13 protein-coding genes are annotated in these 11918 nt (G+C 73.3%); 6 read left to right on the top strand and 7 right to left on the bottom strand.

Annotated features, from left to right (window positions below; all coding sequences use genetic code 11):
* Window positions 1-30: 30 nt before the first annotated feature.
* On the top strand, window positions 31-831 hold the full coding sequence (locus ACFWTE_RS01710) for a dihydrofolate reductase family protein (protein WP_378776889.1): 801 nt from the start codon (window positions 31-33) through the stop codon (window positions 829-831).
* 71 nt (window positions 832-902) lie between these two features.
* Here ACFWTE_RS01710 and ACFWTE_RS01715 read toward each other — a convergent pair whose 3' ends face one another.
* The 3 genes from ACFWTE_RS01715 to ACFWTE_RS01725 form a co-directional block, all read right to left on the bottom strand.
* Window positions 903-2060 carry a PrsW family intramembrane metalloprotease gene (locus tag ACFWTE_RS01715; RefSeq protein ID WP_378776891.1) on the bottom strand — a complete coding sequence of 386 codons (1158 nt, stop codon included), beginning with the start codon at window positions 2058-2060 and terminating at the stop codon, window positions 903-905.
* A complete protein-coding gene (locus ACFWTE_RS01720) occupies window positions 2057-2671 on the bottom strand; it encodes a hypothetical protein (RefSeq protein WP_378776893.1) in 615 nt (204 codons plus the stop codon). The genes ACFWTE_RS01715 and ACFWTE_RS01720 overlap by 4 nt, the downstream gene beginning before the upstream one ends.
* 182 nt (window positions 2672-2853) lie before the next feature.
* Window positions 2854-3594 carry an SDR family oxidoreductase gene (locus ACFWTE_RS01725; protein WP_378776894.1) on the bottom strand — a complete coding sequence of 247 codons (741 nt, stop codon included), beginning with the start codon at window positions 3592-3594 and terminating at the stop codon, window positions 2854-2856.
* 140 nt (window positions 3595-3734) lie between these two features.
* Here ACFWTE_RS01725 and ACFWTE_RS01730 point away from each other — a divergent pair, with 140 nt between their 5' ends.
* Window positions 3735-4439, top strand: a complete 705-nt coding sequence (locus tag ACFWTE_RS01730) for a TetR/AcrR family transcriptional regulator (protein ID WP_378776896.1) — start codon at window positions 3735-3737, stop codon at window positions 4437-4439.
* 147 nt (window positions 4440-4586) lie between these two features.
* On the opposite strand, the gene tatA is transcribed toward ACFWTE_RS01730, so the two are convergent.
* The 4 genes from tatA to ACFWTE_RS01750 form a co-directional block, all read right to left on the bottom strand.
* Window positions 4587-4883 carry a twin-arginine translocase TatA/TatE family subunit gene (gene tatA, locus ACFWTE_RS01735; protein WP_378776898.1) on the bottom strand — a complete coding sequence of 99 codons (297 nt, stop codon included), beginning with the start codon at window positions 4881-4883 and terminating at the stop codon, window positions 4587-4589.
* A gap of 164 nt (window positions 4884-5047) precedes the next feature.
* The gene (locus ACFWTE_RS01740; RefSeq protein ID WP_378776900.1) at window positions 5048-5287 is read right to left on the bottom strand and encodes a hypothetical protein; all 240 of its coding nucleotides are present in this window, start codon (window positions 5285-5287) and stop codon (window positions 5048-5050) included.
* Between the two features lie 14 nt (window positions 5288-5301).
* Window positions 5302-6483, bottom strand: coding sequence for a PP2C family protein-serine/threonine phosphatase (locus tag ACFWTE_RS01745; RefSeq protein WP_378776902.1), 1182 nt, complete (start codon window positions 6481-6483; stop codon window positions 5302-5304).
* A 442-nt stretch (window positions 6484-6925) separates the two neighbouring features.
* Window positions 6926-7267, bottom strand: coding sequence for a hypothetical protein (locus ACFWTE_RS01750; RefSeq protein WP_378776904.1), 342 nt, complete (start codon window positions 7265-7267; stop codon window positions 6926-6928).
* A gap of 98 nt (window positions 7268-7365) precedes the next feature.
* Here ACFWTE_RS01750 and ACFWTE_RS01755 point away from each other — a divergent pair, with 98 nt between their 5' ends.
* The 4 genes from ACFWTE_RS01755 (at window position 7366) to ACFWTE_RS01770 (ending at window position 11798) form a co-directional block, all read left to right on the top strand.
* A complete protein-coding gene (locus ACFWTE_RS01755) occupies window positions 7366-8145 on the top strand; it encodes a Scr1 family TA system antitoxin-like transcriptional regulator (RefSeq protein WP_378776907.1) in 780 nt (259 codons plus the stop codon).
* Window positions 8142-8324, top strand: a complete 183-nt coding sequence (locus ACFWTE_RS01760; RefSeq protein WP_378776909.1) for a DUF397 domain-containing protein — start codon at window positions 8142-8144, stop codon at window positions 8322-8324. The genes ACFWTE_RS01755 and ACFWTE_RS01760 overlap by 4 nt, the downstream gene beginning before the upstream one ends.
* Before the next feature lie 174 nt (window positions 8325-8498).
* Window positions 8499-10433, top strand: coding sequence for a helix-turn-helix domain-containing protein (locus tag ACFWTE_RS01765; RefSeq protein WP_378776911.1), 1935 nt, complete (start codon window positions 8499-8501; stop codon window positions 10431-10433).
* A gap of 96 nt (window positions 10434-10529) precedes the next feature.
* Window positions 10530-11798 (top strand): hydroxymethylglutaryl-CoA reductase, degradative, encoded by a 1269-nt coding sequence (locus ACFWTE_RS01770; RefSeq protein WP_378776913.1) that lies wholly within the window; start codon window positions 10530-10532, stop codon window positions 11796-11798.
* Window positions 11799-11918 lie beyond the last annotated feature (120 nt).

Consider the following 11918-nt stretch of genomic DNA (forward strand, 5'->3'; position numbering starts at 1 on the left):
CGTGGGTCCTGGCTGTGGGGGGAGGCGGGCGTGCGCCTGCTACTGAACGACGTCCTTCCCGGGGGTGCCGCTCCCGGCGAACTCCTGGACGAGACCGCGCTGGAGGGGCTCTACGCCTACCCCGACACGGTGGACCGCCCCTGGGTGCGCGCGAACATGGTCGCGACCCTCGACGGGGCGGCGGCCGGCAACGACGGGCGGACGGGGACCATCAACACCCCCGCCGACCTGGTGGTCTACACGCTGTTGCGTGATCTGGCCGACGTCGTGCTGGTCGGCGCGGGAACCGCCCGGGCCGAAGGGTACCGGCGCGCCCGCCCGCGCAGCGGGGGCCGGGCGGCGCTCGCGGTCGCGCAGGGCCGTACGGCCCACCCGGAGCTGGCCGTGGTCAGCCGGACGGCCGCGGTGCCGCCGCTGCTCGCGGCGGCCCCGGAGGGCGGGGCCGGTGACGCCGGCGGCGGCCGGGGCGGTGTGCTGATGGTGACCTGTGCGGCCGCCGGCGAGCAGGCGTTGGACCGGGCCCGGGACACCCTGGGCGCCGACCGGGTGCTGGTGGTGGGCGGCGACTCCGTGGACCTGCCCGCGGCCGTCGGGGCCCTGGCCGGGCGCGGGCTGGCGCGTGTGCTCTGCGAGGGGGGTCCGCGCCTGCTCGCCGACGTGGCCGCCGCGGGACTCCTGGACGAGCTGTGCCTGACCGTCGTGCCACTGCTGGCCGGCGGGGCGGAGCAGCGCGTCGCCGTGGGAGCGGTCGCGGACCGCCCGCTCGTGCCCCGGGTGCTGATCGAGTCCGGGGGCACCCTGCTCCAGCGCTGGACCCGTCCGGGGGCCTGACCGCTCCTTCGCAGGCCGCCTGTCCGGGCGGGACGCCCCGGCCGAGGGGTTCGGACCGTCGCGCCCGGGTGTCAGGTGGCGTACCGTGCGGCCCGGTCCTCGGCCGTCTCCACCATCTGCTCCTGCCTGGCGGCGACGGCGGCCCGCTCCGGCTGCGCGACACGCTGCAGTTCGCGGCGTCGACCGTGCCTCGTGGCCAGGGCGACGGCCGCCGACCTGCGCATGCCGAGCTCCTCCGCCTCGGCCGCCAGGGCTGCGCGGACCCGGCGCCGGTAGGTGTGGCGCACGGTGAAGTACACGGCCATCGTTGTCGCGAAGATCCCGGCGACCGTGAACAGGACGCCCGGCAGGCCGCCGAGCACGGGTGCGTCCAGGAGCCAGTGGAGCGCCATCGCGAGCACCACCAGCAGGGCGGCGCCCACCGCACGGCGGGGCCGGGGCCGCCAGGCCACGGCGGCCAGCAGACCCACGGCGGTGCCCGCGACGGCCGACAGCGCCCAGTGCGAGCCCAGCCCGGTCAGCCCCACACGGAGGACGGTCGCCTGCACCACCGGCACGAGGCCGCCGGTGCCGCCCGCCATGAGCACCGCGTTGATCGAGTAGACGAAGTTCTCGGTCACCTCGAACCCCAGGCCCACCAGGGAACCGATCGCGAACCCGTCCACGGGGCCGCGCACGGCGGACGGGAAGGCCACCGCGACGAGCACGATCCCCGCCAGCTTGAGCAGTTCCTCGTTGAGCGGGGCGGTCAGTGCGGCGCCCCAGTCGCCCGCCAGGTCCAGCCCCAGGCCCTTGGCCCAGACCGACCCCAGGCCCGCGTTGGCGACGACCCCGGCGCCGGTCGCCGCGAACAGGCCCCAGGCCACCGCGACCAGGGACGCGTCGGCGTAGGGCTCCCGCACGGGGCGGATGCGGCGCAGCACCCAGAACCCGAACACCAGCGTCGCCGCGCCGAGGACCAGCCCCAGGAGCGCCTCGGGGAGGAACACCCGTACCGGGAGCGCGAACCGCCAGGCCAGGTACAACAGCCCGGCCAGGCACAGCACCGTCATCAGGACGAGCGCGGCCAGCGCGGGAAGCCGCCGGCCGCGCGCGGTGAGCTCCGTGCCGTGCCGCGGCGGGGGGACGGGCCGCGGTCCCTGCGGGTCATGGGCCGAGCGGCGCGGGGGCGGCACCGCCCCCCGGTCGGTCGTGGCCGGGAGGCGCGGGTCCTCGGGTGCCGGGCTCATGCGGCTCCCCCCTGGGTGAACGAGACCGACCGCACGACGTCGGCGACCGCGGCCAGGTCGGCCGTCGTCGCGTCCTGGCCCGCGAGCGTCATCTCCACGGCGAAGCCGCCGTCGGGGGAGGGGTAGACCACCGCCGCGCCCTGCTGCGAGTCGCTGGTGAGGGTGCCGGTCAGGCCCTCGGCCCCCTCCTCGGTCGAGATCGCCTCCGGGGCGCTCAGCTGTGCCGACGCCTCGCCCGCGCGGGCGATTTTGCGCATGCCGTCCCACAGCTGCTCCGCGGTGGGAGGCGGTTCGGTCACGGGGGTGACGGAGATGAGCGTCAGCTGCACGGGGCCGCGGTCGAAGCGGTAGGTCTGTCCGGCCTGGCTGGCACCGGTGTCCAGGAGCCAGCCGTCCTGGGGGAAGGTCAGCGACGCCCGGTAGTCCCCTCCGGCCCCGACGGGCACGGGTTCGCCGGAGGGCACGGACTCGGAGCCGGGCAGGAGCGCGTTGACCAGCGGCCAGCCGCCGACGAGGACGGCGACCGCGGCGGCGGCCAGGCCCAGTGGAACCCAGTTGCTCAGGGGTTCACGCGGCTCCGTGCGTGGGCCGTCCTCGTTTGCCTCCGTCATGGAGCCCCCTTCGTCGCTCACGGTGGTGAAGTGTCACCGTCAGCGAAACACCGGGGGGTGCGACGCGGAACGACCCACGGGCGACTTGGCGCACGTTGACGGCGATTTCACCAACTCCGGTGCTTCCGGGGAGAAGCGGGGCGCTGGGCACGGTTCCGTCGGCCGGGACGTGCGCGGCGGGGTCAGACGATGCCGCCGTTGGCGTAGACGGTCTGGCCGTTGATCCAGCGTCCGGGGCCGGCGAGGAAGGCGACCGACTCGGCGATGTCCTCCGGAAGGCCCAGGCGCCCCAGCGGGGGCTGGGCGGCGAGCCGGTCGATGGTCTCCTGGTCCTTTCCCTCCAGGAACAGCGGGGTGGCGGTGGGACCCGGGGCGACGGAGTTGACCGTGATGTCGCGACCGCGCAGCTCGCGGGCGAGGACCGGGGTGAGCGCGTCCACGGCGCCCTTGCTCGCCGCGTACCCCGCGTAGCCGGGGAAGGCGAGTTTGACGACCGAGGTCGAGAAGGTGACGACCGCGCCTCCGTCACGGACCCGGCGGGCGGCCTGCTGGGCGACCGCGAACGTGCCGCGCACGTTGGTGCGCAGGAGGTCGTCGAGGGCGTCCAGGTCCTGTTCCGCCACCGGGGCGAGCCTGAGGACCCCGGCGGTGTGCACGACGACGTCCACTCCGCCGAAGGCCTCCTCGGCCGTGTCGAAGAGCGCTTGCACCTGCGCGGCGTCGGCGACGTCGGCGCGGGCCGCGACGGCCCGCCCGCCCCCGGCGGTGATGGAGGCGACGGTCTCCTCGGCGCGCGCGGCGTTGCCCGCGTAGTGCACGACGACGGGCATCCCGTCACGGGCGAGGCGTTCGGCGACGGCGCGTCCGATGCCGCCGGAGGCTCCGGTGACGACGGCGACCCGTTGCGTGTTCTGGATGTCCATGGCGCTTCCCTGGTTCGTATCGACGTTTCGCTACATCTGTTATCGACGATAACGCCATGGCTGTATCTTTGATACGTGACAAACGTAACTTTGTTATCACCGGGCTGCGCTCCGGTGCGAGCAGTGACTATCCTCGGCACGTGGACACGCGCACGAAGATGCTGGAGGCGGCCGAACGCCTGCTCGACGAGTCACCCGACCGGGACATCGCGACCCGGGCGGTGTGCGAGGCCGCCGGTGTGGGCGCCCCCGTCCTCTACCGGCTCTTCGGGGACAAGAACGGGCTGCTCAGCGCGCTCGTGGACTACGGGTTCGAGCGCTACCTGGGCGCCAAGCGCTCCGCCGGGCGCTCGGAGGACCCCGTCAGCGACCTGCGCAGGGGGTGGGACGCGCACACCGGTTTCGCGCTCGCGCACCCGGCCGTCTACCGGCTGATGTTCTCCCCGCACCTGGCGGAGATGCCGAGTGCGTCCAAGGAGGCGTTCTCCATGCTGGAACAGGTCCTCGCCCGCTGTGCGGCGGCCGGGCGCCTGCGGGTCGAGCCGCACCGCGCCGCCCAGGCCGTCATGTCGGCCAACGTCGGCGTCGCCCTGAACCTGGTCAGCCAGCCCGACCTCTACACCGACCCCGGCCTGTCCCACCGCGTCCGTGACGCCCTCTTCGCCGACCTGCTCACCGAGGACCCCGGTGCGGAGGAGGCGGAAGCCGGCGGGCCGGGTGCGGGGCCCGCGGCCCTGCGGCTGGCCGCCCTGCTGCCCGGAGCCCCGGGGGCCCTCACCGGGGCCGAGTCCGCCCTCCTGCGCGAATGGCTCGACCGGATCTCGGCGGGAGCCCCCGGCGGGTAGGGAGTGGACCGCGTCGTGCCCCGCCCCGGGGGGCGGGAAGCGGCACCGCGGCGCCCGTGCTCCTGCTTGCGCCGACGCCTTCGCACGGCGGGCGCACCGGTCGCCCGCCGCCCGTAGACCGGGCGCTCTGCGGGGCGCCCGGGCGCCCTACCCGTCCGTGCGGCGGTGGCTGACGACCGTGCCCTCCAACGGGGGTCCGGCCGGCGCGGCGGCGTACGCCACCGCCTTCGGGCGGGGCTGTGCCTGCTGCGGCCGGTCCGGGGCGGTGGCCCCGGCCGGCTCCGTACCCGTGTCCCCGCCGGAGTCGGCGGTGGTCCTCATCTCGGTCTTGAGAATGCGTGCGCTGCGCCCCAGCGAGCGGGCCAGGTCGGGCAACCGCTTCGCGCCGAACAGCAGCAGAGCGATGACGAGCAGTACCAGGATCTCGCGTGCTCCGATACCCATGTGTGCTTCCTCAGGTGAGTTCCCGTAGTACCGTTTCGCGCCCTGCCCGGTGAGGGCGTGGACCCGGGCGCGCGGATCGATCGTAGACCAGTTCTCGCCGGTCGCGGCGCCGGGGCCTGCCTTCCGCTCCCGCCGCGGCCGGCCACGGAGACGTCCGTGGATCCTCAGGTCACCAGCCCTTCGGCCAGCGGTTCCGCGTCAGCGTTCGGCCTGTCCTGGGCGCGGGGCTCGGCTTCGTCCGGGTCGATGCCCGTACGAGACCACAGGCGCTCGCGTTCCCGCAACTCCACGTCCCGCGTGTCGTGCAGGTACTTGAGGACCGTCTGTGGCGCGCGCAGGGCCACCCGGGCCATCTCGTCGAAGCTCCTACCAGAGCTTCGGAAACAGCGCAGACCAGTGCTCACCTGTCGGCTCCGGCTCAGGTGTGGCGGCCTTGGGAGGAGTGGCCGTGCCAGTCCAGGCACACAACGGTGGCGTCGTCCTCCAGGTGTCCGGCGCACGCCTCGGTGACCGCGGCGATCAGGGACTGCACGACCTCACGGGGCCGTTCGTCGGCGGTCTCACGGATCAGGTGGGGCAGGTCGACGGTTTCGGCCTGGCGTTCCTGCACGCCGTCGGTGTAGAGGACGAGGCGGTCGCCGGGGCGCAGGTCGAGATCCTGTACGTGGTAGGCGCTGGGCCCGGGGACACCGAAGGGCAGGTCGACGTCCAGGCGCACCTCGTTCACCAGGCCCTCGCGCAGGAGCAGCGGCCAGGGGTGTCCGGCGTTGACGAGCCGGGCGCCGCTTCCGTCCAGGGCGATGCGCACCATCTGACCGGTGGCGAGCGTGTGGTCGCCGTGGTCCAGGAGGGCTTGGTGGGTCTGCTGTGCCTGCTCGACCAGGCCGGCGCCGACGCGGCGGGCGCCGCGGGAGGCGTTGACCAGGAGCGTGGCCATGAGGGCGGCGTTGACGTCGTGGCCCATGGCGTCGGTGATGGACAGGTGCAGGGTGTCGTGGTCGAGGGTGTAGTCGTAGGTGTCGCCGGCGTTGGAGTCGGCGGGAACCAGAGCCGCGGCCAGGGCGAACTGAGCGGCTTCGCAGGAGGCCGCGCCGGGCAGGAGCTGGTTCTGGATCTCCGCGGCCAGGCTGATGGGCCTGGTGCGCTGGCCCCAGTGGTAGAGGTCGGTGAAACGGCGGTCGGTGACGATGATGTACGCCAGTGCGTGCGCGGCCTCGCTGACCTCCTCCAGGATCTCCGCGGTGACGTACGGCAGGACCAGATCCAGGACGCCGATGGTGTCGCCGCGGTTGGTCACCGGGGCGAGCACCCGCTGTCCGTCCCCACCGCCGGAGTCCTGCGTCAGTTCCTGGGTGCGCAGTACCCGCTGGTAGATGCTGCCCTCCAACGGGATCTGACTGTTGTGGTCGCCGGCCTGCGTGGTGGTCTCGTCGCCGACCCGTACCACCTGCTGACCGACGAGGTCGACGAACAGGAACGACACCGAGCGCGCTTCGAACCGGTCGCGCAGATTGCGCGCCACCACATCGAGAGAGGCCATGGGCGCAGCGGCCTCCGCCGCGGCGAGTACCTTCGCCAGCCCGATCCGGTCACCTGTCATCGTCGCCCCCCGGAGTTTTCACGCCCACGCCCCAACCTGGCCGTGGGTTACCACGTTCCCCTGGTCGCACCGGCTACACCTCGGGCCACAGGCGGCCACGACCGCGCGCACCGCGGCCTCCGAATGCCACCGGGAGCGACCACGGCTCGAAAGGGCCGCGGTACTGACGTGTCAGGGTCCTGGCACTGACCCTGTGGTGTGTCACGAGTAGTGACGCGGGCGGAGTAGCGGCAGGAGTGCCTCACCGGCCTCCGAAGAGCTCACGTGGCGCAGGAGCACAGCCTTCCGTAACCCTTGGTGAGCAGACCACAAGATCAGTGCCGGAACCCGTCCCCCTGCTCGTCGACAGCGGCCTCCACCGGTCGGCCCGGGGAGGGGCGGCCCGAAGCGAGCGGGCCGACGCGCGGCGCGACCGGTGGGCGCTGTCCGCCGCCGCTGCCCGTCACTCCCGGTGCTCCCCGACCGGTCCGCGGCCACTGCGCCGGGGGAGGGGCGGCGAGTGGCCCGCGCGGTCCTCGACGACGGAGTCCACCAGCAGGTCGAGCCGGTCGCGGTGGACGTAGCGCCAGGTGCCCTCGCGGTCCTGGTACCCCCAGGTGTAGCCGTCCTTGAGGCCGATGGAGACGTTCCCCAGGTAGGCGGGGCCGACCAGGGCCCGGTCGACGTCGGGCCGGCGCGTCCACGGGAAGCGCCGCCACTCGATGGTGAAGACGAGCCCCCGTTGTTCTGTGAAGGCCTCTGCGGCCCTGGCGAACACGTCCGTGTTCAGATTCGTTCGGTGCATGTTCCCAGCATCGTGGAGAGCCCGGCCATTGCACCAGTGATAGGAATTTCTCTGTATCCCTATGGTCGAATGTGCACTTCGGTGCTTGAATTTTCTCCATGAGTGCAAATATTTTCGGGACATCTCTGCGCAAAGCGCGTGAATTGAATGGTTACACGCAGCGCCAGTTGGCGCAGAGGCTCGGTCCTGGCGTGGCCGCTTCGACCCTGTCCAGGTGGGAGAGCGGCAAGGCGCGCCCCAGGCAGGACCGGGTGAGGCAGTTGAGCGAGCTTCTCGGAGGCAACGGCGTGCTGCTCCGGGAGTGGCGTCTGGAGCTGTCGGGGTCCGAGATTCCCTCGTTCATGCGGTCGCTGGGAGACCTGGAGAACGAGGCGGTGTCGATCGACACCGTCACGGTGTCCGTCGTTCCAGGCCTGGTCCAGTGCCATTCGTACGCGCGTGAGGTGTTTCGGGCGGGGCGGCCGACCGCACCGGAGGAAGAGATAGAGCGTTTGTCGCAATTGCGTGTTCGGCGGTACGAGGCATTGGCTGGAAGGAACAATCCGCTGATCACTGCGGTGTTCCCCCAGTTCGCACTGGAATGGATGCCGGAAGCGGTCAGGAAGGAGCAGGCCGAGTCGCTTCTGCACATGGTGGCGCGCGGCCGGACCGCGGTTCAGGTGTTCCCGAACGGCTCCCTGTATCTTGCATCGGTTGCTCCGGTCCAGGTGTACCGGTTGCGGGACGGATCAAGTATTGCGTCCTCGGACCACGGCGGAGGCAACTTCGTGCACCAGGCGCCCGCGGACACGGCCATATTGGAGAGGAAGGTCCGTGATGCGCTGAGTATGGCACTTCCTGTGAACCACACGGTTGAGTTCCTGCGGGAGATGCTGTGAACCTCTGGCACAAGTCGACCTACTCCGAGAGCGGGTCCCACTGCGTGGAGGCCCGCGAACACGAGAGGGGGGCGGACGTGCGTGACGCCCGGAACCGGGAGGCGGGGTTCCTGTCCTTCCCCGTCGACGAGTGGCGCGTGTTCCTCGGCTGCTCCCGGAAGGCGCGTCCACGGGTGTGACCAGCCCCCGGGGGCGGCTCCTGCCGTGCGGGCCGGCCCGGGGGCCGCCGGAGGTCGGCCGACGGCGCGGCGCAGCTCCCCCCACCGCTCCCAGCCCGTGCGGCGCACGGGCGCCCCGGCGCCGCGGAGGCAGCCGGTAGGCCCTCCCACCAGAGGAGATGCGATACTTACGTGATGCACGACACTCCCGCGCGACTCGACTCCCGGGGCCAGCGCGCGGTCGTCGAACTCCTGGCCAGAGTGGAGTCCGGCGACCAGGTCTCCGCCGAGGACGTGCGTTCGCTCCTCGGTCCCGTGGACGACGGGGTGGTCGTCCGCGCGCAGCGCGCGGCCGCCGGGTTCGGCCGGCTGCGGCGGCGCGACGGCGAGCTGTCCGCGCTGATCGCCAGCACCCGCGACCTGGTCGAGGTCCGCGACGTGCAGGCCCTGCTGCGCAAACTCGTGGACCGCGCCCACGACCTGGTCAGCACCGACGTCACCTACCTCTCCGTCTACGACGAGAGCACCGACGAGCTGTTCGTCCGGGCGAGCCGGGGCACGGTCTCCCCGCGCTTCCAGGGGTTGCGCGTCCCCGCGGGGATGGGTATCGCCAGCCGGGTCGTGCGCACCGGGTCGCCCCAGTGGACGGCCGACTACGGCGCGGAGGACGACCTCGACCGCGACCCCGAGATCGACGCCGCCGTCGGTGAGGAACGGCTGCGGTCCCTCCTCGGCGTGCCGATGGCCGCCAACGGCGAGGTCCTCGGCGTCCTCTTCGCCGCGGACCGGTCCACACGCTCCTTCGCCAGCGACGAGATCGCGCTGCTCTCGGCCTTCGCCGACCACGCCGCGGTCATCCTGCACACCGCCCGGCTGTTCTCGGCGGTGACCGACGCAGCAGGCCGGGCCGAGGACGCCCAGTCCCGCGCCGAGCGCCACCTGGAGGCCATGAACGCCTCCGCCCGCGTGCACGAGCGCCTGACCGCACTGGTGCTGTCCGGCCACGGGCCCCGCGAGGTGGCGGCCACGCTGGCCGAGTCCCTGGGGCGGCCCGTGGCCATCGCCGACCGCGAGCTGCGTCCGGTCGCGGCGACCGCCGACGGGGGCGGCCGCTGGTGGAGGCAGGGGCGGCTGGTCGCGTCGGCCGTGCGGGCCGCCGAGCGGAGCCGCGCCTCGGGCCACTGCGCCCCGGTCGCAGCGGAGGGCCTCGACGTGGTCGCAGCCGCGATCGCCGGTTCGGAACTGCTGGGCCTGCTGCTCGTGGGCGTGGGCCCGACCCCGCTCACCGACGTGGAGCGGCGCACCATCGAGCGCTCGGGCCAGATCGTGGCCCTGCTGACCATGCAGCGCGAGGCGCTGACCGACGCGGAGGAGCGCGTCCGGGGCGAACTGGCCCTGGACCTGGTCTCCGGCTCCGCCGACATGGACGCCCTGGAGCGCCGGGCCACCGCGCGCGGCATCGTCCTCGACCAGTCCTGGTCCGGGGTGGTGGTGCCCGTCCCCGACCAGGCGCGCCACCCGCTGCTGCGCGCGCTGTCCGCCGCCAACCGCAGGTGGCTGGTCGCGGCGCAGGGCGAGGGCGTGGCCGTGCTGGTCCCCGGCGGCGACCCGGGCGCCGCCGCCCGCCAGGTGCACCGCAGCAGGTCCGCGCGGGAGGAGGGGCCGCTGCTCGCGGTGGCCTCGCGGGTCACCGGACCGGCCGGCATCGGCGCGGCCCTGGCCGAGGCGTGGGAGTGCGCGGGCCTCCTGCCGGCCCTGGGTGTGGCCGACGGGGCCTACGAGGCCGACGACTACGCGCCCTACCTGGCGATGTTCGGCACCGACGGCGCCCGGGCGCTGGCCTTCGTCGAGCGGATGATCGGCCCGGTGGTCGACTGGGACCTGCACCACCGCACCGAGCTCGCGGCGACGATCGCGGCCTACGCCGACGGCGGCGGCAGCGTCTCGCGCGCCGCCCGCGCCCTGTACGTGCACCCCAACACCGTCAAGCAGCGCCTGGAACGCGTGACCGCTCTGCTCGGTCCGGACTGGAGGTCGCCCGACCCGATGTTCCGGGTGGCGGTCGCGGCGCGCCTGCACCGTCTGCGTTCTGCGCGAAACGGACATGCCAACGCGGATCCTGCTGTCTGAACCGGACATGTCCTGCGTGTGACGTTCGCTGCTTACATGGACCGAACAGCAGTGACGCACCACACATCGGTGCCCGTTCCACGGGGGAAGAACGCAGTGGCTCAGAACAGCAGGTTGACCGGTTTCCGCACGCTCACCGTCCAGGAGCGCCGGGAGGCCGTGGCCAGGGAGAGCGGTGTGGAGCCCGCCGTGTTCGAGGCCCTGGAGCCGGGCGGGCTGGGCGTCGAGGCCGCCGAGCACATGATCGAGAACGTCATCGGCGTCATGGGCATCCCCGTCGGCATCGCCACCAACGTGACCGTCAACGGGCGGGACGTACTCGTGCCGATGGCCACCGAGGAGCCGTCCGTGGTCGCGGCGGCGAGCAACGCCGCCCGGATCGCCCGGGTGCGCGGCGGCTTCACCACCAGCAGCACCGGCCCCGTCATGCAGGCCCAGGTACAGGTCGTGGACGTCGTCGACCCGGCCGGGGCCCGGCTGCGGGTGCTGGAGGCCCGCGAGGAGCTGATCGCCCTCGCCGCCGCACAGGACCCCAAGCTCGCCGAGGTGGGCGGCGGCGTCCTGGACCTGACCGTGCGCACCGTGGAGGCGCCCGGCGCCACCTACGTCGTGGCGCACCTGGTCGTGGACGTGCGCGACGCCATGGGCGCCAACGCGGTCAACACCATGGCCGAGGCCGTGGCCCCGCGCCTGGCCGAGATCGCGGGCGGCCGGGCCGTCCTGCGCATCCTCACCAACAAGGCCGACCTGCGGCTGAGCCGCGCCCGCGCCGTCCTGGACGCCGAAGCCCTGGGCGGGGCCGCGATCGTGGACGACATGATCCACGCCTACCGGCTCGCCGCCGCCGACCCCTACCGGGCCGCCACCCACAACAAGGGCATCATGAACGGCGTGTCCGCCGTGGTCCTGGCCACCGGCAACGACACCCGCGCGGTCGAGGCGGGCGCCCACTCCCACGCCGTGAACGCCGACGGCGTCTACTCCTCGCTTTCCGCGTTCGAGAAGAACGCGGACGGGGACGTCGTGGCGACCCTGGAGCTGCCGATGCCGGTCGGCCTGGTCGGCGGGGCGACCCGCTCCCACCCGGCCGCGCGCGCCGCCGTCGCCGTCACCGAGGTGACCACCGCCCAGGAACTGGGCGAGCTCGTCACCGCCGTCGGCCTCGCCCAGAACATCGCCGCCGTGCGCGCCCTGGCGGGCGAGGGCATCCAGAGGGGGCACATGTCCCTGCACGCGAGGAACCTCGCCGTCGCCGTGGGCGCGGGCCCCGACGAGGTGGACAGGGTCGTGTCGGTCCTGATCGAGGAGAAGGCGTTCCGGCACGACCGCGCCGAGGCCGTCCTGGCCGAACTCCGGAGCCGGTGATGCACCGGACCCCGTGCGGGGACGCGGCAGCCGCCGCCCCCGCACCCACCATCCCGGCGCAGCGCCCGGGGCCGCCGAGCCCCACGCACGCGTCCGCCACCCCCACCGAACGGAACTGAC

Source organism: Nocardiopsis sp. NPDC058631 (assembly GCF_042716955.1).
GTDB lineage: Bacteria > Actinomycetota > Actinomycetes > Streptosporangiales > Streptosporangiaceae > Nocardiopsis.

Excerpts from the sequence above, each read along its gene's own strand:
- ACFWTE_RS01745 (WP_378776902.1), bottom strand. The coding sequence starts at position 6,483 with ATGACAGGTGACCGGATCGGGCTGGCGAAGGTACTCGCCGCGGCGGAG.
- tatA (WP_378776898.1), bottom strand. The coding sequence starts at position 4,883 with ATGGGTATCGGAGCACGCGAGATCCTGGTACTGCTCGTCATCGCTCTG.
- ACFWTE_RS01715 (WP_378776891.1), bottom strand. The coding sequence starts at position 2,060 with ATGAGCCCGGCACCCGAGGACCCGCGCCTCCCGGCCACGACCGACCGG.
- ACFWTE_RS01720 (WP_378776893.1), bottom strand. The coding sequence starts at position 2,671 with ATGACGGAGGCAAACGAGGACGGCCCACGCACGGAGCCGCGTGAACCC.
- ACFWTE_RS01755 (WP_378776907.1), top strand. The coding sequence starts at position 7,366 with ATGAGTGCAAATATTTTCGGGACATCTCTGCGCAAAGCGCGTGAATTG.
- ACFWTE_RS01750 (WP_378776904.1), bottom strand. The coding sequence starts at position 7,267 with ATGCACCGAACGAATCTGAACACGGACGTGTTCGCCAGGGCCGCAGAG.
- ACFWTE_RS01725 (WP_378776894.1), bottom strand. The coding sequence starts at position 3,594 with ATGGACATCCAGAACACGCAACGGGTCGCCGTCGTCACCGGAGCCTCC.
- ACFWTE_RS01765 (WP_378776911.1), top strand. The coding sequence starts at position 8,499 with ATGCACGACACTCCCGCGCGACTCGACTCCCGGGGCCAGCGCGCGGTC.